Source organism: Phycicoccus sp. HDW14 (assembly GCF_011383005.1).
Classification (GTDB): Bacteria; Actinomycetota; Actinomycetes; order Actinomycetales; family Dermatophilaceae; genus Phycicoccus.
In genome coordinates this window covers 3,615,186-3,637,772 of record NZ_CP049935.1, presented here as the reverse complement: position 1 = coordinate 3,637,772, position 22,587 = coordinate 3,615,186, and the positions used below count along the sequence as shown (strand labels likewise).

24 protein-coding genes are annotated in these 22,587 nt (G+C 74.6%); 16 read left to right on the top strand and 8 right to left on the bottom strand.

Features of this window, described 5'->3' with window-relative positions:
- The first annotated feature begins 18 nt into the window (after nucleotides 1-18).
- Nucleotides 19-648, top strand: coding sequence for a TetR/AcrR family transcriptional regulator (locus G7075_RS17950; RefSeq protein WP_166123841.1), 630 nt, complete (start codon nucleotides 19-21; stop codon nucleotides 646-648).
- A gap of 49 nt (nucleotides 649-697) precedes the next feature.
- On the top strand, nucleotides 698-2,782 hold the full coding sequence (locus G7075_RS17945) for an NAD(+) synthase (RefSeq protein WP_166123840.1): 2,085 nt from the start codon (nucleotides 698-700) through the stop codon (nucleotides 2,780-2,782).
- 13 nt (nucleotides 2,783-2,795) lie between these two features.
- On the opposite strand, the gene G7075_RS17940 is transcribed toward G7075_RS17945, so the two are convergent.
- From G7075_RS17940 to G7075_RS17930, 3 genes are all read right to left on the bottom strand, one after another.
- On the bottom strand, nucleotides 2,796-3,320 hold the full coding sequence (locus G7075_RS17940; RefSeq protein ID WP_166123839.1) for a hypothetical protein: 525 nt from the start codon (nucleotides 3,318-3,320) through the stop codon (nucleotides 2,796-2,798).
- Nucleotides 3,321-3,440: 120 nt separating this feature from the next.
- Entirely contained in the window at nucleotides 3,441-3,935 is a 495-nt protein-coding gene (locus G7075_RS17935) for a GNAT family N-acetyltransferase (RefSeq protein ID WP_166123838.1), read from the bottom strand.
- A gap of 26 nt (nucleotides 3,936-3,961) precedes the next feature.
- Complete coding sequence (locus G7075_RS17930) at nucleotides 3,962-4,330, bottom strand: hypothetical protein (protein ID WP_205860564.1); 369 nt, start codon at nucleotides 4,328-4,330, stop codon at nucleotides 3,962-3,964.
- Nucleotides 4,331-4,471: 141 nt separating this feature from the next.
- Here G7075_RS17930 and G7075_RS17925 point away from each other — a divergent pair, with 141 nt between their 5' ends.
- Entirely contained in the window at nucleotides 4,472-4,798 is a 327-nt protein-coding gene (locus tag G7075_RS17925; RefSeq protein WP_166123837.1) for a DUF952 domain-containing protein, read from the top strand.
- Between the two features lie 21 nt (nucleotides 4,799-4,819).
- On the opposite strand, the gene G7075_RS17920 is transcribed toward G7075_RS17925, so the two are convergent.
- Together G7075_RS17920 and G7075_RS17915 are read right to left on the bottom strand one after the other, a co-directional pair.
- A complete protein-coding gene (locus G7075_RS17920; RefSeq protein ID WP_166123836.1) occupies nucleotides 4,820-5,290 on the bottom strand; it encodes a peptidase inhibitor family I36 protein in 471 nt (156 codons plus the stop codon).
- Between the two features lie 131 nt (nucleotides 5,291-5,421).
- Nucleotides 5,422-7,137: an aminotransferase class V-fold PLP-dependent enzyme gene (locus G7075_RS17915; protein WP_166123835.1), complete on the bottom strand. Its 1,716-nt coding sequence runs from the start codon at nucleotides 7,135-7,137 to the stop codon at nucleotides 5,422-5,424.
- Between the two features lie 118 nt (nucleotides 7,138-7,255).
- Here G7075_RS17915 and G7075_RS17910 point away from each other — a divergent pair, with 118 nt between their 5' ends.
- From G7075_RS17910 to G7075_RS17875, 8 genes are all read left to right on the top strand, one after another.
- Nucleotides 7,256-7,663 (top strand): nuclear transport factor 2 family protein, encoded by a 408-nt coding sequence (locus tag G7075_RS17910; protein ID WP_166123834.1) that lies wholly within the window; start codon nucleotides 7,256-7,258, stop codon nucleotides 7,661-7,663.
- Between the two features lie 253 nt (nucleotides 7,664-7,916).
- Complete coding sequence (locus G7075_RS17905) at nucleotides 7,917-8,546, top strand: TetR/AcrR family transcriptional regulator (RefSeq protein WP_166123833.1); 630 nt, start codon at nucleotides 7,917-7,919, stop codon at nucleotides 8,544-8,546.
- A 25-nt stretch (nucleotides 8,547-8,571) separates the two neighbouring features.
- Nucleotides 8,572-11,181: an MMPL family transporter gene (locus G7075_RS17900; protein ID WP_166123832.1), complete on the top strand. Its 2,610-nt coding sequence runs from the start codon at nucleotides 8,572-8,574 to the stop codon at nucleotides 11,179-11,181.
- A 121-nt stretch (nucleotides 11,182-11,302) separates the two neighbouring features.
- Nucleotides 11,303-11,608 carry a hypothetical protein gene (locus G7075_RS17895; RefSeq protein WP_166123831.1) on the top strand — a complete coding sequence of 102 codons (306 nt, stop codon included), beginning with the start codon at nucleotides 11,303-11,305 and terminating at the stop codon, nucleotides 11,606-11,608.
- Nucleotides 11,609-11,618: 10 nt separating this feature from the next.
- Nucleotides 11,619-12,575, top strand: a complete 957-nt coding sequence (locus G7075_RS17890; RefSeq protein ID WP_240917736.1) for an FAD:protein FMN transferase — start codon at nucleotides 11,619-11,621, stop codon at nucleotides 12,573-12,575.
- Entirely contained in the window at nucleotides 12,572-13,135 is a 564-nt protein-coding gene (locus tag G7075_RS17885) for a ferric reductase-like transmembrane domain-containing protein (protein WP_166123830.1), read from the top strand. Before G7075_RS17890 ends, G7075_RS17885 begins: the two co-directional genes overlap by 4 nt.
- Nucleotides 13,132-14,226: an NADH-ubiquinone oxidoreductase-F iron-sulfur binding region domain-containing protein gene (locus G7075_RS17880; RefSeq protein WP_166123829.1), complete on the top strand. Its 1,095-nt coding sequence runs from the start codon at nucleotides 13,132-13,134 to the stop codon at nucleotides 14,224-14,226. The genes G7075_RS17885 and G7075_RS17880 overlap by 4 nt, the downstream gene beginning before the upstream one ends.
- Nucleotides 14,210-14,410 carry a ferredoxin gene (locus tag G7075_RS17875; protein ID WP_166123828.1) on the top strand — a complete coding sequence of 67 codons (201 nt, stop codon included), beginning with the start codon at nucleotides 14,210-14,212 and terminating at the stop codon, nucleotides 14,408-14,410. Before G7075_RS17880 ends, G7075_RS17875 begins: the two co-directional genes overlap by 17 nt.
- Before the next feature lie 33 nt (nucleotides 14,411-14,443).
- On the opposite strand, the gene G7075_RS17870 is transcribed toward G7075_RS17875, so the two are convergent.
- The gene (locus G7075_RS17870; protein WP_166123827.1) at nucleotides 14,444-15,352 is read right to left on the bottom strand and encodes a LysR family transcriptional regulator; all 909 of its coding nucleotides are present in this window, start codon (nucleotides 15,350-15,352) and stop codon (nucleotides 14,444-14,446) included.
- 81 nt (nucleotides 15,353-15,433) lie between these two features.
- On the opposite strand from G7075_RS17870, the gene G7075_RS17865 reads away from it, so the two are divergent.
- Nucleotides 15,434-15,601 carry a hypothetical protein gene (locus G7075_RS17865; RefSeq protein WP_166123826.1) on the top strand — a complete coding sequence of 56 codons (168 nt, stop codon included), beginning with the start codon at nucleotides 15,434-15,436 and terminating at the stop codon, nucleotides 15,599-15,601.
- Nucleotides 15,602-15,640: 39 nt separating this feature from the next.
- Here G7075_RS17865 and G7075_RS21710 read toward each other — a convergent pair whose 3' ends face one another.
- Nucleotides 15,641-15,913, bottom strand: coding sequence for a hypothetical protein (locus G7075_RS21710; protein ID WP_240917735.1), 273 nt, complete (start codon nucleotides 15,911-15,913; stop codon nucleotides 15,641-15,643).
- A gap of 418 nt (nucleotides 15,914-16,331) precedes the next feature.
- Complete coding sequence (locus G7075_RS17855) at nucleotides 16,332-18,203, bottom strand: DUF294 nucleotidyltransferase-like domain-containing protein (protein ID WP_166123825.1); 1,872 nt, start codon at nucleotides 18,201-18,203, stop codon at nucleotides 16,332-16,334.
- 105 nt (nucleotides 18,204-18,308) lie between these two features.
- Between G7075_RS17855 and G7075_RS17850 the strand changes: the two genes are divergently transcribed.
- The 4 genes from G7075_RS17850 to G7075_RS17835 all read left to right on the top strand — a co-directional run bounded on the left by G7075_RS17850 (nucleotide 18,309) and on the right by G7075_RS17835 (nucleotide 22,558).
- The gene (locus G7075_RS17850) at nucleotides 18,309-18,572 is read left to right on the top strand and encodes a BatC protein (protein WP_166123824.1); all 264 of its coding nucleotides are present in this window, start codon (nucleotides 18,309-18,311) and stop codon (nucleotides 18,570-18,572) included.
- A complete protein-coding gene (locus tag G7075_RS17845) occupies nucleotides 18,569-19,795 on the top strand; it encodes a cupin domain-containing protein (RefSeq protein ID WP_240917734.1) in 1,227 nt (408 codons plus the stop codon). Before G7075_RS17850 ends, G7075_RS17845 begins: the two co-directional genes overlap by 4 nt.
- 103 nt (nucleotides 19,796-19,898) lie before the next feature.
- Complete coding sequence (locus G7075_RS17840) at nucleotides 19,899-20,684, top strand: 3-hydroxybutyrate dehydrogenase (RefSeq protein WP_166123823.1); 786 nt, start codon at nucleotides 19,899-19,901, stop codon at nucleotides 20,682-20,684.
- A 38-nt stretch (nucleotides 20,685-20,722) separates the two neighbouring features.
- Nucleotides 20,723-22,558, top strand: a complete 1,836-nt coding sequence (locus G7075_RS17835) for a helix-turn-helix domain-containing protein (protein ID WP_240917733.1) — start codon at nucleotides 20,723-20,725, stop codon at nucleotides 22,556-22,558.
- The last annotated feature ends 29 nt before the right edge of the window (nucleotides 22,559-22,587 follow it).

Here is a 22,587-nt window from a genome sequence, read left to right as displayed (position 1 = left end):
TACGGTACAGTACCAGTCATGACGACGACAACACGAGCCACGGCCGAGCCCCTCCGGGACGGCACCGACCGCACCCGCCCGGTGCGCGAGCGGCTCGAGGCGGGTCTGGCCGCCGCCGTCGCCGACCAGGGCCTCGCCGCCACCACGATCGCGGACGTCGCCCGCCTCGCCGGCACCTCGAAGCGCACCTTCTACGAGCACTTCGCCGACAAGGAGGAGTGCTTCCTCGCCCTCTACCGCACGCGCAGCGGCCAGCTGATGGACGCCGTCGACGCCGCCCTCTCCCCGGGCGCCGCCCCGGCCACCGTGCAGCTGCAGGAGGTCGCGCGCGCCTTCCTCACCTTCCTCACCGACGACCGCGCGCTCGGGCGGGCGCACGTCGTCGACATCACGACGGTCGGCGAGCGCGGCGTCCGGGCCCGCCAGGAGGTCGTCGACCGGCACGCCGAGTCCCTGCTGCGGATGCTCGAGCAGGCCCGCGCCGCCGGCACGAGCGTCCGCCACCTCAGCCACCTCGAGGCGGTGTGCGTCGTCGGCGGCCTCAACGAGGTCGCACTGCGGGCCATCGAGGCCCCCGACGACGCGCCCCTCGACGACCTCGTCGAGTCGGCCACCCGCTTCATGCAGGCCGTCGTGCTCGCCGACTGAGCACCCCGACCGGGACCCGTCCGCGCACCCGGCCACTAGCCTCGGGGGCATGGACTTCCGGAACGTCTACGCCCAGGGCTTCGCCCGGGTCGCGGCGTGCACGCTGCCCGTCGCCCTCGCCGACCCCGCCGAGAACGCCCGCCGGGTCATCGAGCAGGTGCGGGCCTGCCACGACGACGGCGTCGCGGTCGCGCTCTTCCCCGAGCTCTCGCTGTCCGGGTACGCGATCGACGACCTCCTCCTCCAGGATGTCCTCCTCGACGCCGTCGACGCCGCGGTGGTCGCGGTCGCCGAGGCCACGGCCGGCCTCACCCCCCTCGTCGTCGTCGGCGCCCCGCTGCGGCACGGCAACCGGCTCTACAACTGTGCCGTCGCGATCCAGCGCGGCGAGGTGCTCGGCGTCGCCCCCAAGGCCTACCTCCCGAACTACCGCGAGTTCTACGAGAAGCGCTGGTTCGCCTCGGGCGCAGGGCAACAGGGGCAGTTCCTCGTCCGGCCGCACTGGCCCGGCGCCGACGCCGACGGCGAGATCGGGTTCGGGCCCGACCTGCTGCTGGCCGCCGACGACGTGCCGGGGCTCGTCGTGCACATGGAGGTCTGCGAGGACGTCTGGGTGCCGGTGCCGCCGAGCCACGAGGCCGCGCTCGCCGGGGCCACCGTGCTGCTCAACCTGTCGGCCTCCCCCATCACCGTCGGCCGGGCCGACGACCGCCACCTCCTGGCCCGCTCGGCCAGTGCCCGGTGCGATGCCGCGTACCTCTACGCGGCCGCGAGCCAGGGCGAGTCGTCGACCGACCTGTCGTGGGACGGCATGACGATGGCCTACGAGATGGGCGAGCTGCTCGGCGAGTCCGACCGCTTCCCCGACGGCCCGCGCCGCACGGTCGTCGACGTCGACCTCGACCGGCTGCGCCAGGAGCGGATGCGCCAGGGGTCGTTCGGCGACAACGCCGAGGCCTACTCGGCCGACGACGCCGGCTTCCGCATCGTCCCGTTCCGCGTGAAGCCGCCCACCGGCGACCTCGGCCTGCGCCGGCCGCTCGACCGCTTCCCGTTCGTGCCCGACGACGAGGCCCGCCTCGCCCAGGACTGCTACGAGGCCTACAACATCCAGGTCTCCGGCCTCGAGCAGCGGATGCGGGCCATCGGCGGCGGTGTGCCGGACCGGATGCCGCGCATCGTCATCGGCGTCTCGGGCGGCCTCGACTCCACCCACGCGCTCCTCGTCGCGGTCAAGGCCTGCGACCGGCTCGGGCTGCCCCGCACCCACGTCCTCGGCATCACCATGCCCGGGTTCGCGACGAGCGACGGCACGAAGTCGAACGCGATCCACCTCATGGAGAGCCTCGGCATCGAGTGGGAGGAGGTCGACATCCGGCCGCTGGCCACCCAGATGCTCGAGGACCTCGGGCACCCCGCGGGTTCCGGCGAGGAGGTCTACGACGTCACCTTCGAGAACGTCCAGGCCGGCCTGCGCACCGACCTGCTCTTCCGGGCCGCGAACCAGCGGGGCGGCATCGTCCTCGGTACCGGCGACCTCTCCGAGCTGGCCCTCGGCTGGTGCACCTACGGTGTGGGAGACCAGATGTCGCACTACGGCGTCAACACCGGTGTGCCGAAGACGCTCATCCAGCACCTCATCCGCTGGGTCGTCGCGGCCGGCGAGCTCGGTGACGCGGAGGCCGACCGCACCCTGCTCGGCATCCTCGACACCGAGATCAGCCCCGAGCTCGTGCCCGTCAAGGAGGGCGAGAAGCTCCAGTCGACGCAGGACACCATCGGCCCGTACGCGCTCCACGACTTCACGCTCTTCCACGTGCTGCGCCGCGGCTACCGGCCGAGCAAGATCGCCTTCCTCGCCGAGCACGCGTGGTCCGACGCCGCGGCCGGAGCCTGGCCGCCCGGCTACCCCGAGGCCGACCACGTCGCCTACGACCTGCCCACCATCCGCGCGTGGATGGTGGTCTTCCTCCGGCGCTTCTTCCAGAACCAGTTCAAGCGCTCGGCCATCCCCAACGGCCCGAAGGTCGTTGCGGGAGGCTCGCTCTCACCCCGCGGGGACTGGCGGATGCCGTCCGACGCCGCAGCGACGGCGTGGCTCGCCGAGCTCGAGGAGAACGTCCCCGAGGGGTGAGGGCCGGCCCCGGTCAGCCGTTGCGGATGTTGCGCGGCCGACGGGCCACGTAGCTCGAGAACTCGCTGAGGTTGGCCTCGCGGTGGTTCATGTCGCTGCTCGGCGACCCGAGCTCGAACACCCACAGGGTCGTCTTCGCGTCGTTGCCCCACATCTGGAACAGCACGCAGTGCACGCCCGAGCGCACGAGGTAGTCGCCGCCGCGCATGTCGGCCTTGGCGATGCCCGTGCCGTAGGTCGTACCCGCGAGGGCCGTGGTGTTCGGGCAGCCGATGCCCGTGGGCCCGAGCTTGAGGGCCATCGAGACGAAGCCCGAGCAGTCCGTGCGCCAGCGGTAGGTGCCGGACGGGCCGCCCGCGGTGGCCCGCTGGTCGTACTGGATGTTGCGGCTCACCCAGTTGCGGGCCCGGTCCATGACGTCCGAGCGCAGGATCGGGTCGTTCGGGGCGGCCTCGGCCGCCGGGGCGAGGACGACGGCGCCGCCCGCGGCCAGGAGCGAGGCGGACAGGGCGGTGCGGCGTGAGACGAGGTGGTTCATGGTGGGCTCCCCCCGGAGATCGGTGCCCGGCGACCGCCGGACGTCCCGAGGCTGGCCCGGCGGGCTGCTGCGCCGCTGCGATCGCGCTGTGCGACGGGACCCGGGTCCCCGGACCGACGCTCAGCCCCCGGTGGGGGCCGCGAGCTCCGCGAGGGCCGCGCCGTCGAGGCGGTAGCGCGTCCACTCGTCCTGCGAGCGGGCGCCGATCGACTCGTAGAAGGCGATGCTCGGGGCGTTCCAGTCCAGGACCCACCACTCGAGGCGGCGGTAGCCCCGCTCGACGCAGACCTGCGCGAGCGTCGTGAGCAGGCCCTTGCCCAGGCCGCTGCCGCGGTGCGCGGGGTCGACGTAGAGGTCCTCGAGCCAGACCCCGCTCGTGCCGGTCCACGTCGAGTACGACAGGAACCAGACGGCCATCCCCACGACCTCGCCGTCGACCTCGGCGACGTGCGCGAACGTCGAGCCCCCACCCTCGCCCGGGAAGAGCGCGGCGAGCACGTGCTGCTCGTCGGCCTCGACCTCGTGGAGGGCCTTCTCGTACTCGGCGAGGTCGCGGACCATCGCGGCGATGGCCGGGGCATCGCCCGGGGTCGCGGGGCGGATGTGCTGCGTCACCCCGCGACCCTATGCGGGCGGGGCGCTCAGCTGTAGAAGCCGCCCGAGTACCGGTGGATGTAGCACCGGCAGTCGGAGGCGACGGCCCCGAGGTAGTCGTAGTGGGTGTCCTCGTAGGCCGTGGCCAGCGAGGCGCACTTCTTCTGTCCCGGGCCCACCACGAGCGAGCGGGTCGGGCCGCGTCCGCTGGTGGTCGGCGAGGCGGTGAGGCTGGCCTGGTACGGGCCGCTGCTGTCGTACCAGAGGCAGAGCGTGTCGGTGCCGTCGTTGTAGCTGAGGTGCGCCCCTGCCCCCAGGTAGCGGTCCCCGAAGCTGTTGGCCGAGGCCGCCGGTGCGGCGACGAACAGTGCGGCGCCCATGACGGCGACGGCGGCGATGGTGCGGTTGGTCCTCATGGTGGGTCCTCCCCCGTGTCGTGCCCGGTCGTCCCCCGACCGGTGCGTCAGCGACGATAGCCCTCCGCGGCCCCGTGGTGCGTGCCACGGGTCGACGCTGCCGGCTCGCCGGAGCGCGCGACCCGTGGCACCGTGGGCGCCGTGACCGATCTCCTCTTCCACGTCGCCGACGCCTCCGAGTGGGAGGCGGCCCGTGCCGTCGGCCGCTACGAGCGCTCGACCCGCGGGCTCTCCCTCGCCGAGGTCGGGTTCGTCCACCTGTCCACCGCCGAGCAGTGGCCCGGTGTGCTGGAACGCTTCTACTCCGACCACCACGGCGAGCTGGTGCTGCTGACCGTCGACCCGTCCCGGCTCAGCCACCCGGTGCGCTGGGAGCCGCCGCACCCGGAGTCCGACGAGCTCTTCCCGCACCTGTACGGCCCGCTCGAGGTCGGCGCCGTGACGGCGACGGGGCCGGTCAGCGGCTGACCGGCCCCGCCCTCGTCGCGCTCAGCGCAGGACGATGTAGTCGCCCTGGCAGGCGTAGTACGCGGCGCTGGGGTTGCGCGGCGGGACGAAGTGGAGGGCCGGGCGCAGCGAGGAGACCCGGTTGTCCCACGTGAAGCCGTCGCGGGGGTCGATGATGTTGACGATCGAGGCCTTCTTGCCCGAGGGGACCATCATCGCGTGACCCCCCTGGTCCTTGAACTGGTAGACGCACCACGGCTCGTCGTCGTGGTTGTAGACGTAGCTCGCCTTGTCGTCCATCTTCCCGTCGAGGGCGACCGCGAGGTCGGAGGTCCCCTTCGCGAAGCTGCCGTACATGCCGGTGGCGTCGCCGAACTGCCAGATGCACATCCGGCCGAAGTCGCACTGCGACGTCGAGGCCGAGGCGGGCGCCGCGAGCGGGACGCTCGCGGCGAGCGCAGCCGTGGCCAGTGCGGCCCCGAGGCCGAGCCGGGTCTTCGTGGTCGTGGTCATGTCCTACCCCCTTGTCGACCCGCCCGGGCGGCGGGCACGGCCCGTGTCTACGCGGCGCCGCTGCGAGGACGCTGCTGAGCCGCTGCTCGACGGCCCGCTGGAGGTCGGCGCCGTGACCACGACGGGGCGGGTCAGGAGCTGACGACCGCACCCTCCGGGAGGTCGAACCACCGGAGGTGCTCGAAGTCGGCCGAGACGTGGCCGTCGCCGTGCCCGAGGTCGGGCGGCGTGGCGGCGGCGATCAGCTCGGCGGCCTCGCGCAGGTGGTCGGCGAGCATCTCCTCGCCGCCCCGGTCGTCCGAGAACGGCATCGACACCGAACCGTCGTCCCCGTAGCGCACATCGGCGAGCCGGAGCGGGGGCTCGACGACGCCCCGCCGGTGCCGCCACATCCCGGTCTCGGGGCAGAACGTGTAGTCGCCGAGCATCCGCCAGCCGTCCCGGGCGACCATCCGCACGGCCTCGACGACGTAGTCGGCGACCGCGTCGGACAGGAAGTAGTTGAAGTTCACCCTGACCCAGCCGGGCTTGATGCCCTCGCAGCCGCCGGTGATCTCGCGCTCGAACGCGTGGCTGCGCTCGAGGTCGATGCCGAGCAGCCGGTGCCCGTACGGACCGGCGCAGGAGCAGCCACCGCGCGACTGGATGCCGAAGAGGTCGTTGAGCAGCGCGACGACGTAGTTGTGGTGCAGGTGGCTGCCCGACGGCGAGCGGACGACGAACGAGACGATGGACAGGCGCGGTGCGTCGAGGTTGCCGAGCACCTCGATGCCCGGCTCGTCGCGCCAGGCCCGCACGGCCCGCTCGAGGAAGCGCTCCTCGCGGGCCCGGATGGTCTCGACGCCGACGGCCTCCTTGAGCTGGAAGACCAGCCCGGCGCGCACCGACTCGATGATCGCCGGGGTGCCGCCCTCCTCGCGGTGCTCGGGGTCCGGGAGGTAGGCGTGGTCCTCGGGGTTGACGTACGCGACGGTGCCGCCGCCGGGCGTCACCGGGACGCGGTTGGCGAACAGCTGGCGCCGGGCGACGAGCAGCCCAGGCGTCGAGGGCCCGCCGATGAACTTGTGCGGCGAGAGGACGAGGGCGTCCTTGTACGACAGCGGGTCACCGCCGGCGGGCGCCGTCATCTCGATGTCGACGTACGGGCCGGCGGCGGCGAAGTCCCAGAAGGCCAGCGCGCCGTGCCGGTGCAGCAGGGCCGAGATGCCGTGGGTGTCGGAGACGATGCCGGTGACGTTGCTCGCGGCGCTGAACGAGCCGATGCGCAGCGGCCGGTCGGCGTGCTCCTCGAGCCGGGCCGCCAGGTCGTCCTGGTCGATCTGGCCGTCGGCGTCCTCGCGGATGGTCACGACGTCGGCGATGGTCTCGCGCCACGGGATCTCGTTGCTGTGGTGCTCGTAGGGGCCGATGAACACCACCGGGCGCTGGTCCGCGGGGATGTGCTGCGACAGGTGCCAGCGGTCCTCGAGGGCGCTCGGGATGCGCAGGCCGAGCACCCCGATGAGCTTGTCGATGGCGCCCGTGCACCCGGAGCCGGCGAAGACCACGACCGTGTCGTCGTCCCCGTGCACCGCGTCGTGGATGATCCGCCGGGCGTCCTCGCGCAGCCGCGTGGTCTGCAGGCCGGTGCCGCTCGACTCGGTGTGCGTGTTGGCGTAGGCCGGCAGCACCTCGTCACGGATGAAGTCCTCGATGAAGCCCAGCGCCCGACCGCTCGCGGTGTAGTCGGCGTAGGTGACCCGGCGCGGGCCGTACGGCGTCTGCATCACGTGGTCCTCGCCGATGACGGACTCGCGGACCAGCCGGAGCAGGGCGTCGGCACGGGACTCGGCAGCGCTGTCGGTCATGTCGTCCAGCGTCCCACGCGAGCCGTCCGGGCCGCCCGCCTTCGCGTCCGACCCGGCTCGCATCCGAGACGAGGTGGCGGGGGTCGCCAACGGCTCCGGTGCGGCGTACGGTCCGGGCATGGGGATGCACGAGCGCCTCGTCGCGGCGCAGAACGCCCACGACCCCGAGGCCTTCGCCGCCCTGTTCGCCGACGACTACGTCAGCGAGCAGCCGGCTCACCCCGCCCGCGCGTTCACCGGCCGGGCACCGGTGCTCGAGAACTGGACGGCCGTCTTCGCCGGCGTCCCCGACTTCCGGGCCGAGCTCGTCGCGGTCGCCGTCGCCGGCGACGACGAGTGGGGCGAGGTCAGCTGGTCCGGCACCCACGTCGACGGGTCGCCGTTCGCGATGCGGGGGGTCATCGTGGCCACCGTGCGGGACGACCTCGTCGCCGCCGCACGGCTGTTCGTCGAGCCGGTCGAGGCCCACGGCGACATCGCCGAGGCCGTCGAGGAGCTCTACCGGCCACCGACCGAGTACGCCTGAGGACCCAGCCTGCGGGGCACGACACCTCGTCGCTCGGCGCGAGGGAGCGCCCACGGGCCTCGAACGGCGTGGTGGACGGCTGCTCCGCCGCATCGAGAGGAGGCAACACGCAGGCCCGCGCGCGCTCACGTCTGCGTGTTGCCTCCTCTCGGGCACCTCGGGGAGGCGAGCTCCCTGCCCTGAGCCCACCCATCGTCACGTGCATCCTGATGCAGATTTGCACGGGCGTGCAGACGATGCCTACGCTGGTGCCGTGACCCGTCCGCCCACCTGTGTCATCCCCTCGCTGCGCGACCGCAAGCGTGAGCAGACCCGTCGCGCCATCTCGGCCGCGGCCTACGCGATCGTCCGCGACGAGGGCGTCGACGCCGTCACCGCCGAGGCCGTCGCCGACCGGGCCGGGGTCTCCCGCCGCACCTTCTTCAACTACTTCCCGTCCGTCGAGTCCGTCATCACCGCGAGCGTCTCGGACTTCTTCGTCGCCCTGAGCGCCCGCCTCGACGAGCGGCCGGTCGGCGAGGACGTCCTCGTCAGCGTGCTCGCCGTCGTCGACGACCCGGTCGACCTCTCGCTCGTCGAACGGATCGGGGTGCTGGTCGCCGCCGGCGAGACCTCGGCCCACGCGAAGGGCCTGATCCTCGCCGAGTTCCACACCTGGCTCGACTGGTTCGAGGCCTGGCTGCGCGAGCGCGTCGGCCCGGGCCCGAGCGACCTGCACGTCGCCACCCTCGCCGCGGCCGTCCTCGGCTGCGGGGAGGCCACCATCCGCGTCTGGTCGAAGTCGGTGCTCGCCGGCGAGCAGCCGCCCGCGTTCCACGTCGTCCTCGCCGAGTCCCTGGGCCACCTGCGCTCCGGGCTGCTCGTCCCCACCCCCTCCGCCTGACCCGCTCCCTCCCGGAAGGTCCCCCATGTCCACCGCCCTGTACCGCCTCGGCCGCTGGTGCGCCGACCACGCCTGGCGCGTCGTCGCCCTCTGGGTCGTCGTGCTCGCCGTCGCCGGCACCCTCGCCGGCACCGTCGGCCGGCCCCTGACCAGCCAGGTCTCCATCCCCGGCACCGAGTTCGAGCGGGTGCTCGCCACGCTCGGCACCGAGGTCCCCTCCGCGGCAGGCGGGTTCGGGCGCATCGTCCTCGAGAGCGACAGCGGCTCGTTCACCGACGCGCAGAAGAAAGCCATCGACGAGGCCATGAAGGCCTGGGGCACCGCACCCCACGTCAAGCGCGTCGTCGACCCCTTCGCCGCCCAGGAGCAGATCGACTCCTCCGCCGCCGACCTCGAGGCCGCGCGCCAGAAGCTCGACGACGGCCGCGCACAGCTCGACGCCGGGAAGAAGAAGCTCGCCGACGGGGAGGGCCAGGTGGCCGGCGGCGAGGCGCTGCTCGCGCAGCTCAAGCAGCAGAACCCGGACGACCCGGGCATCCCGGCCCTCGAGGCCCAGGTCACGGCCGGCCGCACCCAGGTCGACGAGGGGAAGGCGAAGCTCGCCGCCTCCGAGAAGGAGCTCGAGGCCGGGGCGGCGCAGTACGCCGACGGCGCGGCCGTGGCGGCCGCCTCCGCGGGCACCCGGCTGGTCAGCACGGACGGCCGCTACGCCGTCGTCCAGGTGCAGTTCGACGACAACGCCCAGTCCATCGCGCCGGAGGACCGGGCGCAGATCCCGGAGAAGGGCGACCCGGTCCTCGAGGCCGCCGGCGTGACGCCCCACTACAGCGTCGAGATCACCCAGGAGCTCGTGTTCATCGGCCCCGGCGAGATCCTCGGCCTCGGCGTCGCGCTCCTCGTCCTCGTGCTCGTGCTCGGCAGCCTCATCGCGGCCGGCCTGCCCCTGCTCGTCGCACTGCTCGGCGTCGGCGTCGGGCTCGGTGGTGCGGTGGCGTTCACGGCCTTCGTCGAGCTCAACACGACGACACCGGCCCTGGCCCTCATGCTCGGGCTCGCCGTCGGCATCGACTACGCGCTGTTCATCGTCAACCGGCACCGCGCGAACATCCTCCACGGGATGCCGCTGCGCGAGTCGGTCCCCCGGGCCGTCGCGACGGCCGGCTCGGCGGTCACCTTCGCCGGCGCCACCGTCATCATCGCGCTGGCCGCCCTCGTCCTCTCGGGCATCCCGATCCTCGCCGAGATGGGTGTCGTCGCGGCCGCCACCGTCCTCGTGTCGGTGGTCGTCGCCGTCACCGTCAGCCCGGCCGTCATGCGGCTGATGGGCACCCGCGTCGTCTCCCGGCGCGGCTGGCGCAGAGCCGGTTTCGCCACCGCCGGCGACCCCGCGAGCCGTGGCGGCCACCCCGACGACCGGCCCGAGGAGCACGGCGCCTGGTACGTCGCCGCCGTCACCCGCCGGCCCTGGCTCACCGTGCTGGGTGTCGTCGCCTTCGTCGGCGTGCTCGCCGTCCCGGCCCTCGACATGCGCCTCGGCCTGCCGGACGGCGGCAGCGAGCCCACCGGCTCGAGCGCGTACACCGCCTACTCCACGGTGGCCGACCAGTTCGGCCCCGGGATGAACGGGCCGGTCGTCGCCGTCGCCGAGCTGCCGAGCACCGACAGCCCCCGCACGCAGGCCCAGGTCCTCGACGCCCAGGCCCGCATCGCCACCGCCCTCCGGGGCGTCGACGGTGTGGTGAGCGTCGTCCCCTTCGGCGTCAGCGACGACAAGGACACGCTCGCCTTCCAGGTCGTCCCGAGCACCGGGCCGGCCGCCGAGCAGACGCCGGCGACGATCGACGGCATCCGCGCGGCCTCCTCCCGCCTCGAGCGGCACGACGGGGTCGAGATCGGCTTCACCGGCCAGACCGTCGCGAACATCGAGATCTCGGAGCGCCTGGCCGGGGCCCTGCCGAGCTACCTCGCCGTCGTCGTCGGGCTCTCGCTGCTCATCCTCACGGTGGTGTTCCGCTCGGTCGTCGTCCCGCTCGTCGCCACCGGAGGCTTCCTGCTGTCGGTCGCGGCGGCGTTCGGCGCGACGGTGGCGGTGCACCAGTGGGGCTGGTTCGGCTCCTTGCTCGGTGTCACGCAACCGGGTCCGTTGCTCAGCTTCATGCCGATCATCCTCATCGGGGTGCTCTTCGGCCTCGCCATGGACTACCAGATGTTCCTCGTCTCGGGCATGCACGAGTCGCGCGCCCACGGTGAGGACTCCCGGACGGCGGTGCGCTCGGGATTCGTCCACGGCGTCCGGGTCGTCACCGCGGCGGCGATCATCATGACCTCGGTCTTCCTCGGCTTCGCCTTCAGCCACCTCGTGATGGTGCGGCCGATCGGGTTCGGGCTCGCCGTGGGCGTGCTCATCGACGCCTTCGTCGTCCGGATGACCCTCACGCCGGCGCTCATGCACCTGCTCGGCGACCGGGCGTGGTGGATCCCCCGCTGGCTCGACCGCCTGCTGCCCGACCTCGACGTCGAGGGGCTCCGGCTCGCCGAGCACCTCGAGGCCCGGGACGCCGACGAGCGCGCGCGGGCGGCCGCCGAGGCCGGGTCCGAGCGGGCACCGGAGCCCGAGGGCGCCGGCAGCCGCTGACCCGGCCGTCCGGGTCCGAGGACAAGCCACAGAGCGGCCACCGGGGTCGCACAGCACCGCCACAGGCGCGGGCCGGAGGGTCGGGGTCATCAGGTTCCCCGACCCTCCGAAGGTGATGACGATGCCCAGGACCCCCCGAGCCCTCCAGCGGGCCAGGACGTGGACGGCCGGTGCGCTGGCCGCTGCGGCCCTGACGACCGGGGTCGCCGGGTACCACCTGGCGACCGCGCAGACCACGACGACGGCCGCGGCCGCGACCACCTCCGACGACTCCTCGTCGGCGACGTCGAGCTCGTCGGGCGACGACTCGTCGAGCTCGTCCACCTCCTCGGGCTCGGGCTCGTCGTCGGGGTCCGGGTTCTCCTCGTCCGGCTCGGTGTCGTCCGGCAACGGCTCGTCGACCCAGTCGACGACCAGCGGGTCCTGAGGTGCCGGCCGTGGCGACCACCGTGCAGGACCCCATCGGCGCCCCGGCGACCGCGACGACCTTCGCGGCGATCGGGACGCGGGTGCGCGTCGTCGTCACCGACCCCCGCACCCTCGCCGAGGCCGAGGCCCTCACCCGCGACCACCTCGCCGCCCTCGACCTCGCCGCCTCGCGCTTCCGCCGCGACTCCGAGGTGAGCCGGCTGGCGGCGGCCGCGGCGACCGGCCCGGCCTCGGCCCTCGCCTCCCCTGTCCTCGCCGGCAGCGTGCGTGCCGCCCTCCGGGCCGCCCGCCTGACCGACGGCCTCGTCGACCCCACGGTCGGCCGCGCGGTCGCGGCGACCGGGTACGACGACGACCTCGACGTCGTGCGGGCCCGGCGGGCGAGCAGCGTGCGCACGGCCGAGGTGCCCGGGTGGCAGCGCGTCACCATCGACCCCGTCACCGACCGTCTCGACGTCCCGGCGGGGTGCCTCCTCGACCTCGGCTCGACCGCGAAGGCGCACGCCGCCGACGAGGTCGCCCGCCACCTCGCCGACCGGCTGCCCGGTGGCTTCCTCGTCGACCTCGGCGGCGACATCGCCCTCTCCGGGACGACGCGGGACGGCCGGTGGCAGGTCGGGGTCGAGGACGCCGCGGGGCGGGTCGTGCAGGTCATCGGCCTGCACAGCGGCCAGGCCGTCGCGACGAGCTCGACGCGGCTGCGCACGTGGGCGCTCGAGGGTGGCGGCACCGCGCACCACATCGTCGACCCCCGCACCGGGCGCACCGCCGCCCCGACCTGGGCCATGGTCACCGTCGTCGCCGCGAGCGCCCTCGAGGCCAACGCCGCCTCGACGGCCGCGGTCGTCCTCGGCGCCGACGCGCCGGCGTGGCTGACCGGGCACGGCCTGCCGGCGCGGCTCGACACCGGGTGGGCGGTCACGACGACGCCCGGCTGGCCCGGCACCGCGGCGGTGGCGTCGTGAACGCGCTGCTCTGGTACGTCTCGCGCGGCACCGGCGTCGCGAGCATCGCCCTGCTGACGGCCGTCGTCGTCCTCGGTGCCGTCACCTCCGGCCGGCGCCGACCGCACGGCGAGTCGGCGACCGTCGTCATGGCCGTGCACCGCTGGCTCTCCCTCGGGATGCTCGCCTTCGTCACCGCCCACGTCGCCACCGCCGTCGCCGAGACCTACGTGAGCATCGACGCCGTCTCGGCCCTCGTGCCGTTCACGAGCGGCTACGAGACGGTGTGGGTCGGGCTGGGGACGCTGGCCGTCGACCTGCTCGTCGCCGTGTCGGTGAGCTCCTGGCTACGTCACCGCATCCCCGAGCGGGCCTGGCGGGCGGTGCACTGGGCCACCTACGCCCTGTGGCCCACGGCCCTCGTGCACGGCATCGCGCTCGGGACCTCCGACCAGCCGCTGCTGCGCGCCGTCACCCTCGCGTGCGGCGGGGTCGGTGTCGCCGCCGTCCTCTGGCGGCTGCTCGCCCGACAGCCCGACCGCGACCGCCGGGCCGTCGCCCTCGAGCGGAGCTGGTCATGAGCCTCGTCGACGACCTGGCCGCGGCGGGCCTCACCGGTCGCGGTGGCGCCGCCTTCAGCACGGCGGTCAAGCTCCGGGCGGCCCGCGACCACGGCGCGGCCCTGATCGTCAACGCGTGTGACGGCGAGATCGGCGCCGCCAAGGACGGCTTCGTCGTCGAGCACCACCTTGACGAGCTCCTGCACGGCGCCGCCCTCGTCGCCGGCCGGAACCGGGGCACGCGCTTCGCGGCCCACCGGGGGTCACGGACGGCCGCCCTCCTCGCGGCGGCCGGTGTCGACGTCCTCGAGGCACCGGACCGGTACGTCTCGTCGGAGGAGACCTCCCTCGTGTCCCTCGCGCAGGGCGGGCTGGCCCGGCCGATGACCAAGCGACGACCGTTCGTCACCGGCGGCCGGGACGCCGACGGGCGGACGGTCCGCCCGACCGTCGTCCTCAACGCCGAGACCGTGTGGCGCATCGCCCAGGTCGACGCCTTCGGCCCGACGTGGTTCCGCTCCTTCGGCACCGAGGCCGAGCCGGGCCCGCGCCTCGTCACGCTGGCGGGCGCCGTCGCCCACCCGGGCGTCCTCGAGACCGAGGCGGGCGTGCCGTTCGCCGACCTCCTCACGGCCTGTGGCGCCGACCCGGACGCCGAGCACGTCGTCGTCGGTGGTCTCGGCGGTGCGCTCCTGGGGGTGCCCGACGCCCGCGAATGCCGCTGGAGCAGCGCCGACCTCGCGCGCCTCGGGGCGTCGGTCGGGCCCGGGGTGGTCGACGTCCTCGACCCCGCACGCTGCCCCCTCGACACGGTCGGCCGCTTCCTCGACCACGCCGCCGGGGAGACCGCCGGACAGTGCGGACCGTGCATGTTCGGCGTCCCGTCCCTCGCGGCCGCATGGCACCGCCTGACCGAACGCCCTTCCGGGGCAGCCGCGGACGAGATGCGCCGGGTCGCCGGGCTGCTGCCCGGGCGCGGCGCCTGCCGCTTCCCCGACGGCGTCTCGCGGTTCGCCGGCTCGGCCCTGCGGACCCTCGAGCCGCACCTCGCCGCGCACGCCGCGGGTCCGTGCCCGACGCAGGAGGTGGGCGCCGGTGTCCGCCGCGCCTGAGCTGAGGGTCGACCGCGTCGCGTGCACCGGCCACGGCCTGTGCGCGACCCTGCTGCCCGGCCGGATCCGGCTCGACGAGTGGGGCTACCCGGTCGTCGACGACCCCGCCGTGGCGCGGGCGGAGGGCGAGCGGGCGGTCACCTTCTGCCCGGCGCGCGCCCTGTACTGGTCCGACCGCGCCTGACCGTCGACCGTGCCGACGAGGGTCCGTCGGGGGCTAGCGGCGGCGGCGCGGCATCGTGCTCGGGTGGGCGATGAGGTCCTGGAGCAGCTGCACGGCCCGCTCGGTGGGGGCGGTCGAGGCGCCGAGCTGGCGCACGACGGCCGACAGGTGGCGCACCGGGGCCGGGGGCGCGATGTCGACGCGCACGACGTTCGCCGGGAGCCCCCGGGCCGCGAGGCCGGGCATCACCGAGATGCCGACGCCGGCCGCGACGAACCCGATGGCCGTGTGGTGGTCCTGCGCCTGCACCGTGAAGCGCGGCCGCAGCCCGACGGCCGCGCACGCCGCGACGAGCAGCCGGTGCCCGACGGCGCTCGGGTAGTCGTTGCTGACCCAGGTCTCCCCGCGCAGGTCGGCGAGCGCGATCTCGTCGGCGCCGGCCAGCGGGTGGTCGCGCGGGAGGACGACGACGAAGGGGTCCTCGGTGAGGTCGACGCGGCGCAGCCCCGCCGGCAGCGCGGTGTGGGGCGGGTCGATGGCCAGGTCGAGGTCGGGTCGCGGGCCGCGCTGCTCGACCTCGTTGAGCCGCAGCTCGAGGACGAGGTCGGGGTACTCCGAGGACAGCCGGCGCACGAGCGCCGGCATCCACGCCGAGCCGGCCGAGGCGAAGTAGCCGATCGACAGGCGCCCGGTGCGCCCGTCGCGCAGGTCCGAGACCACCTGCTCGAGGCGGTCCCACTGGCTCATGGGCTCGTCGCTCTGGGCATCGAGGACGAGGGCGTCCTCGGTCGGCACGATGCCGCGGCCGGCGCGCTGGAAGAGGGTCAGCCCGGTCTCGCGCTGGAGGGCCGCGAGGTGCTGGCTGACCGCGGAGGACGTGAGCCCGAGGTTGTCGGCCGCGGCCTGCACGGAGCCACTGGCGACGACGGACCGGAAGACGGTGATGCGGTGCGGGTCGAGCATCCACCAATCTTAAGCCATACTGCGGAATGGTGAAGCGAACTGACGTTGTGCTGAAGGATTGAACGATGGATCATATGAGTCATGAACACCGCATCGCTCTCCGTCCAGAAGGCCCGCGCCCTCGCGAACAGCCTCCGCACCAACCGCTCCGCCGGCCGTGGCTGGGACGGTCGCGCCGACCGCGACCTCGTCCGTGAGGCCAACGAGCTCTACTTCCTCGCGCAGGCCTCCCTCCCGCGTCACATCTGAGCACCCGCCCCGGGGGCCCAGCAACACGCAGACCGACCCTCACGCCACCACGTGGCGGAGGGTCGTCGTCGTCTCCGGGGAGGCCGCCTCGAGCGCGGCCCGCTGCGCGAGGTAGAGCTCGGCGCAGGCCAGGGCGTCGGTGAGTGCCTCGTGGGCGCGGTAGACCGGCAGGCCGTGGCGCGTGCGAGCCGTCCACAGCCGCAGGGCGCCCCGCTGCGACGCGGCGTCCCAGCCGCCCCCGAGGGCCCGGCGCTCGAGCTCGAAGGTGTCGACGACCTCCACCGGCAGCCCGGCCCCCAGAACTGCCGGCACGCGGCGCCGAGGAACCCCGTCTCGACCTGCGCGAAGTGCGCCAGCAGCACCCGGCCCGAGAGGGCCTGCAGCAGGGTGCCCACGACCTCCTCGAGCGGCGCCCCGAGCGCGAGCGCGTCGTCGGTGAGCCCGTGCACCGTGGCACTGGGCCCGACGTCGCCGGCGTCGGACACGACGAGCCCGCCCGCACCCCCCAGGTCGATGCGGCCACCGTCCACCGGCACCCAACCGACCGACAGCACCCGGTCGCGCGACGGGTCGAGGCCGGTGGTCTCGATGTCGACCGCGAGCAGGGGCAGGTCACGAAGCGGGGTGTCACGCACCGGGACCGGCGTCCGCAGGTGGTCGCGCAGCGGCCCCGGGGCGGCCCTGCGCGCGGCTCGTTCCCGCCGGGTGGCGAGCGAGCGGCGCAGGCCGATCACGAGACGAACTGCGTCTGGTAGGCGCGCCCCAGCGACTGCTGCGCCGACCGGACGATGGCGAAGGCCTCGCGCAGGTGCCGCTTCTCGAAGCTCGACAGGTCGTCGGGCGAGACGAAGTTGTCGGTCGGGAGCCCGGCGCGCACCCGGGCCGACTGGTGGCGCAGGCGCACGTAGCCGAGGAACTCGAACGCGTCGCGCAGGTCGCCCGCGAGCTCGTCGCCGAGCACCCCGGCGGCCCGGGCCGCCTCGATGCGGGCGCGCGTGTTGACCTCCGGGAGACCGTTGGCCAGCGCGTGGACCCGCGCCAGCTCGACGACCGGGAGCAGCCCACCGCGCTTGATGTCGAGGGTGGCCTCGTGCTCGCCGGCCTTCTCGAGGACGAAGCCGCGGAAGAACCCCAGGGGTGGCTCGTGCGACGCGGCCTGGCGCGCGAGGTGGGTGAGGAAGGTGCGGGCACCGGGTGCGGTGCGCAGGACGTGCTGCTGGAGAGCGGTGTACAGCGACTCGTCGCCGTGGACGGGGCGCATGTCGAAGACGATCGAGGAGTGCAGCACGGCATCCGGCGTCGGCGCCGCGAACCACGACGACAGCTCGCGCCGCCACTGCGACAGCGGGTGCCGCCAGCGCGGGTTCGTGGCCATGACGTCGCCCGTGCACCGGGGGTAGCCGCAGCGGACGAGCCCGTCGGTGACCCACTCGGCCAGGTCCTCGAACCACGCGAGCCCGTCCTCGTCGACCGCGTCGTCGATGACCATCGCGTGGTCCTGGTCGGTCGCGAGGGCCTGTTCGAGCCGCGCCCGCGAGCCGAGCGCCATCCAGCAGTAGGGCACCGGCGGCGGCCCCAGCACGTCCTCGGCGAGCCGGATGATGCGCCGCTCGACCGCGTCGCCCACGGCGGTGACGACCCGACCGATGTCGTCGGCGGAGGCGTCCTGCTCGACGAGGGCCTGGACGATGCGCGGCAGGCGTGACGCGGTGCGGGCCACCCCGTCGACGTCAGGCTGCTTGGCGACGTCTCCCGCGAGGTAGACGGGGTTGGCCTCCTCGAGCCGCAGCAGGTCGGTGGTCGTGACGATGCCCGCCGGGCGGCCCGCGGCGTCGAGGACCGGCAGGTGGTGGATGCGCCGGCTCGTCATCTCGAGGAGGGCCTCGAAGGCCAGCGCCTCGACCGAGCCGGTGACCGGGTCGCGCGTCATCACCTCGCTGACGGGCACGGTGGGGTCGACGCCGGCGGCGAGCACGCGGGTGCGCAGGTCGCGGTCGGTGAGGATGCCGACGAGGCGCTCGCCGTCGAGGACGAGGAGCGAGGAGACCCCCTGCTCCGACATCGTCTCGGCCGCCGCCCGGACGCTGGCCGTCGTGGGGACGGACACGACCTCGCGGCCCACGAGGTCGCGCACCGTCGTCTTGAGGATGGCGTTGCCCGAGCTCGAGACCTGCAGCTCGGCGACCGCCCCGCGCATCCGGCTGCGGCGCTGGGCGTCGTAGAAGGCGTCGACATCGGGGTGCTCGCGGCACAGGGCGTGGAAGTCGTCCTCGGGCAGCAGCAGCGCGAGGCTGTCCTCGATGGCGGTGACCGAGAAGGTCGAGGGGTTGCCCTGGGTCAGGGTGATCGAGCCGAACGAGGAGCCGGCCTCGCCGCGGTCGACGAGCGTGCCCTGCGCGTCGCGCACGTCGGCGGCTCCGGAGCGCAGGACGTAGAGGTGGTGGTTCTCGCTGCCCCGGGCGATCACCTCGGTGCCGCGGCGGAAGTACTCGAGCTGCATCCGCCGCGGGAGGCCCGCCAGGACGTCGGCCGGGAGGGCGGAGAAGGGTTCGTGGCGGGCGAGGAAGTCGCGGACCTCCGCCAGCTCGACGTCGAGGGCCATGGGCTCATCGTCCCAGTCGCGCCTGAGCCCCACAACGGGCCGCTGACCTGCTGGAATGACGGGACACGGTGCCACCAGGGCACCGGTTGACGAAGGGTGGGCACGATGAGTGAGACCCCGACCGAGGGCCCCGCGGACAGCGGCGCCGGCGACCCGGCCGTTCCGGGCGAGCACGACGGCGGCGCGGACGGCGGCGCGGGCACCGAGGGTCCCGCCGACAGCGGCGCGGGCGACCCGGGCGAGCCCGGCGAGCACGACGGTGGCGCGGACGGCGGCGCCGAGGGCCCGGCCGACAGCGGTGCCGGTGACCCGGGCGAGCCCGGCGAGCACGACGGTGGCGCGGACGGCGGGGCGGACGCCTCGCAGTGACCGACCCCGCCTCCCCCGAGCCCCCGGGCGGCACCGGCGACGGTGCCGCCCGGGGGCTCGCGGCGGTGACCGGGCTGGCGCCCGACGAGTTCGCCTCCGCGCACTGGGGCCGCCGCCCGCTCCTCACCCGGGCCGAGGCGCTGCCGCCCCCGTCCCACGGCTTCGACGCGGACGCCGTCGACGAGCTGCTGGCCCGCCGTGCCCTGCGCACCCCCTTCCTGCGGATGGCCCGCGACGGCGCCACCCTCGACGCCCGGGAGTTCACCCTCGGCGGTGGCGTCGGCGCCGCGGTGGCCGACCAGGTGAGCGAGGACAAGGTCCTGCGACTCTTCGCCGAGGGCGCGACCATCGTCCTCCAGGCCCTGCACCGGTCGTGGGAACCGGTGTCGCGCACCGCCCGTGCGCTGGCCGCCGACCTCGGCCACCCGGTGCAGGTCAACGCCTACGTCACCCCGCCGCAGAACCGCGGGTTCGACGACCACTACGACGTGCACGACGTCTTCGTCGTCCAGGTCGAGGGCGAGAAGCACTGGCGCGTGCGGCCGCCCGTGCTCGAGCTGCCCCACCGGTCCGAGCCGTGGACCGACCGGCGCGAGGCGGTGGCCGAGGCCGCGACGGCCCCTCCGGTCGTCGACGACGTGCTGGCCCCCGGCGACTGCCTCTACCTGCCCCGCGGATGGCTGCACTCGGCCACCGCGCTGGGCGGCACGAGCATCCACCTGACCTTCGGGGTCCACGTGTGGACCGGGCGCACGCTCGCCGACGACCTGCTGGCCACGGTCGGGCGCCGGCTCGACGACGACCCCGCGCTGCGCCGGTCGCTGCCCGTGGGCGTCGACGGCCTCGACCCGTCGACGACGTCCGGGGCCCGGGAGTCGTTGCGCGAGAGCATCATCCGCGCCCTCGACGACGTGACCGACGACGAGCTCGCGGCCGCACTGGCCCGCCGGGTGCGCGCCGCCGAGCGTGCCGAGCCGCTCGGTGTGCTCGCGCAGCACCGGTCGGCGGGGGCCGAGGTCGGGCCGCGCTGGCAGGTCCGGCAGGGCCTCGCGGGGCGCTGGGAGGGCGACGTGCACGTCAGCCGGGTGGGACGGTTCCGGGCCGGCGCCGACGACAGGGTGCTGGTCGAGTCGCTCCTCGCCGGGCGGACGGGGCCGGAGTCGCTGCCCGACGACCTGCGGCGGCGGCTGGTGCTCGCCGGCGTGCTCGTGCTGGGGACCTGAGGAACGGGCGCGTCACGACGGGGGCCACGGCACACAGGTCCATGGTCTTTGTGTCCTGCGGACACACCGGCACCCCGGGCGGCCCCGCCTAGCGTCGACCGACATGACCGACCCGCACGTCACCCCACCCGCCGCCCTGCTCGCCGCCGACCTGAGCGGCCGCACCGCCCTCGTCACCGGCGCGGCGAGCGGCATCGGGGCGGCCGTCGCCGTCGCCCTGGCGTCCGCCGGTGCGAAGGTCCACGCCGTCGACCGGGACGCCGAGGGACTGGAGCGCCTCGACGACGTCGCCGGCCTGCAGCCCCTCGTGGCCGACCTCGCCGACCTCGACGGCCTCTCGGCCCTGCCCACCGACGTCGACGTGCTCGTCAACAACGCCGGCATCCAGCACGTCAGCCCGCTCGAGGACTTCCCGCTGGAGCGCTTCGACCTCATCCTCGACCTGATGCTCGCCGCCCCCTTCCGGCTCGTCCGGCAGTCGCTGCCGCACATGTACGGGCGCGGCTGGGGGCGGGTCGTCAACGTCTCGAGCGTCCACGGCCTGCGGGCCAGCGCGTTCAAGGCCGCCTACGTCACGGCCAAGCACGGCCTCGAGGGACTCTCGAAGGTCACCGCGCTCGAGGGGGGCCCGCACGGCGTGACGTCGAACTGCGTCAACCCCGCGTACGTGCGGACCCCGCTCGTCGAGCAGCAGGTCGCCGACCAGGCCCGCACCCACGGCATCCCGGAGTCGGAGGTGCTCGGGTCGGTGATGCTCGAACCGGTCGCCGTCAAGCGGCTCGTCGAGCCCGAGGAGGTCGCGGCCCTCGTCCTCTTCCTCTGCGGCCCGGCGTCGGACTCCGTCACCGGGGCGTCCTTCGCGATGGACGGCGGGTGGACGGCGCACTGAGCGCCGTGACGCACCCCGTCGTCCCTAGGATCGGCGGCGTGGCCAGGGCAGCGGAGGAGTCGGACGACGGGGCGCTGCGCCTGCTCGCCCTGCTCGCCGAGGGGGCGCCGGTGGCCGACGTCGCCGCCGCTGCCGGCACCGCCGACGAGCAGGTCCGCGAGCTCGCGCTGCGGGTCGCCTCGGCCCGCGAGGTGCACCGGCGCCGCGAGGCGGGGCTGTCGGCCCTGCTCGAGACGGCCCGCGCGCTGGCCTCCGAGAGCGACACCGGGCAGGTGCTCGACGCCATCGTGCGGCGGGCCCGGGCCCTGCTCGGCACCGACCTGACGTACCTGACCCTCCACGACCCCGAGCACGGCGACACCTACATGCGGGCGACCGACGGGTCGGTGTCGGCGGCCTTCCAGTCGGTGCGCCTCGAGCTGGGCGCCGGCCTCGGCGGTCTCGTCGCCTCGACCCGCAAGCCGTACTGGACGGCCGACTACTGGCACGACGAGCGCTTCCGGCACACCTCCGACATCGACGGCGCGGTGTCGGAGGAGGGCATCATCGCCATCTGCGGGACGCCCCTGCTCGTCGAGAACGACTTCGTGGGAGTGCTGTTCGCCGCCAACCGGTCGCCGCGGCCGTTCACCCGCGAGGAGGTCGGGCTGCTCGGCAACCTCGCGACGCTGGCCGCCGTCACCCTCGTGCAGACGCGCGCCCTGGCCGACGCGGAGTCGGCGCTCGCCGCCCTCTCCGAGGCGCACGAGACGGTGCGGCAGTACGCGGACGGCATCGAGCGAGCCGCTGCCGCGCACGACCGGTTCGCCTCGCTGGTGCTGGGGGGCGGGAGCGTCGACGACCTGACCCACGCAGTGGTCGAGCTGCTCGGGGGCTGGGCGGCGCTCGTCGACGAGGACGGGGCGGTGCGCAGTGCCACTCCCGGAGCCGTTGTCCCCGAGGTCTTTCCGGAGCTCGGGTCCGGGCGCGTCGTCGAGTCCGGCGACGTGTACGGGCTGGCCGTGGCGACGGCGGACGAGCGGCTGGCCACCCTGTTCGTCGGTGGGGCGGGCGAGCTCGGGGACGCCGACCGTCGCACCGTCGAGCGCGCCGGGGTCGTGACGGCCCTCGTGCTGCTCTTCGAGCGCCAGGCCGCCGACGCGCGGCAGTCGGCCCGCAACCGGGTGGTCAGCGAGCTCGTCGGGGCGCGGGGTCCGGCCGAGGACAGGGTGCAGCTGGCCCGGTCGGCGGGGACGGACGTCGAGTCCCCGTACTGCCTCCTGGTCCTGCGGGGCGACGTGGGCGCCTCGACCCGCGCGCTGGCGCTGTCGGCGACGGCGGCGACCGGGGAGGGCGCGCTGGTCGGCGCGCACGACGGCGACGTCGTCGCGCTCGTGCCCGGCACCGACCCCGACGCGCTGGCCCGCACCGTGGCCTCCCGGGTCGGGCGACGGGGTGAGGTGACGGTCTCCGGGGTCGGGCCGCTGACCGGCGTCGACGCGGTGCCGGGGGCCCACGAGGAGGCGGTGCGGACCGTGGCGGCGCTCGTCGCGCTCGGGCACCGCGGGCGTGGGGCGGCGGCGACGCACCTGGGGTTCGCAGGGCTCATCGTCGGCGCGGACCCCGACGTCGCGGCCTACGTGGCGCGCGAGCTGGGGCCGCTGCTCGACTACGACGAGCGTCGCGGCACCGACCTCGTCGGCACGCTCGGCGCGTGGTTCGAGGCCGGCCGCAGCCCGCGGCACGCCGCGACCGGGCTGCACGTGCACGTCAACACGGTCGCGCAGCGGCTCGAGCGCATCGGGGCGCTGCTCGGGTCGGACTGGCAGGAGCCGGAGCGCTCGCTCGAGCTGCAGCTCGCGCTGCGGATGCGGCGGCTGCTCGCGACGCCGTGACGGGGTGCGGCGGGGTCGTCCGGGACGGG

What these genes read in the sequence shown, in the direction of transcription:
- G7075_RS17950 (WP_166123841.1), top strand. Translation starts at nt 19, where the DNA reads ATGACGACGACAACACGAGCCACGGCCGAGCCCCTCCGGGACGGCACC.
- G7075_RS17865 (WP_166123826.1), top strand. Translation starts at nt 15,434, where the DNA reads ATGAACACCGCATCGCTCTCCGTCCAGAAGGCCCGCGCCCTCGCGAAC.
- G7075_RS17850 (WP_166123824.1), top strand. Translation starts at nt 18,309, where the DNA reads ATGAGTGAGACCCCGACCGAGGGCCCCGCGGACAGCGGCGCCGGCGAC.
- G7075_RS17940 (WP_166123839.1), bottom strand. Translation starts at nt 3,320, where the DNA reads ATGAACCACCTCGTCTCACGCCGCACCGCCCTGTCCGCCTCGCTCCTG.
- G7075_RS17855 (WP_166123825.1), bottom strand. Translation starts at nt 18,203, where the DNA reads ATGGCCCTCGACGTCGAGCTGGCGGAGGTCCGCGACTTCCTCGCCCGC.
- G7075_RS17945 (WP_166123840.1), top strand. Translation starts at nt 698, where the DNA reads ATGGACTTCCGGAACGTCTACGCCCAGGGCTTCGCCCGGGTCGCGGCG.
- G7075_RS17915 (WP_166123835.1), bottom strand. Translation starts at nt 7,137, where the DNA reads ATGACCGACAGCGCTGCCGAGTCCCGTGCCGACGCCCTGCTCCGGCTG.
- G7075_RS17930 (WP_205860564.1), bottom strand. Translation starts at nt 4,330, where the DNA reads ATGAGGACCAACCGCACCATCGCCGCCGTCGCCGTCATGGGCGCCGCA.
- G7075_RS17880 (WP_166123829.1), top strand. Translation starts at nt 13,132, where the DNA reads ATGAGCCTCGTCGACGACCTGGCCGCGGCGGGCCTCACCGGTCGCGGT.
- G7075_RS17840 (WP_166123823.1), top strand. Translation starts at nt 19,899, where the DNA reads ATGACCGACCCGCACGTCACCCCACCCGCCGCCCTGCTCGCCGCCGAC.
- G7075_RS17920 (WP_166123836.1), bottom strand. Translation starts at nt 5,290, where the DNA reads ATGACCACGACCACGAAGACCCGGCTCGGCCTCGGGGCCGCACTGGCC.
- G7075_RS17910 (WP_166123834.1), top strand. Translation starts at nt 7,256, where the DNA reads ATGGGGATGCACGAGCGCCTCGTCGCGGCGCAGAACGCCCACGACCCC.
- G7075_RS17900 (WP_166123832.1), top strand. Translation starts at nt 8,572, where the DNA reads ATGTCCACCGCCCTGTACCGCCTCGGCCGCTGGTGCGCCGACCACGCC.
- G7075_RS17895 (WP_166123831.1), top strand. Translation starts at nt 11,303, where the DNA reads ATGCCCAGGACCCCCCGAGCCCTCCAGCGGGCCAGGACGTGGACGGCC.
- G7075_RS17870 (WP_166123827.1), bottom strand. Translation starts at nt 15,352, where the DNA reads ATGCTCGACCCGCACCGCATCACCGTCTTCCGGTCCGTCGTCGCCAGT.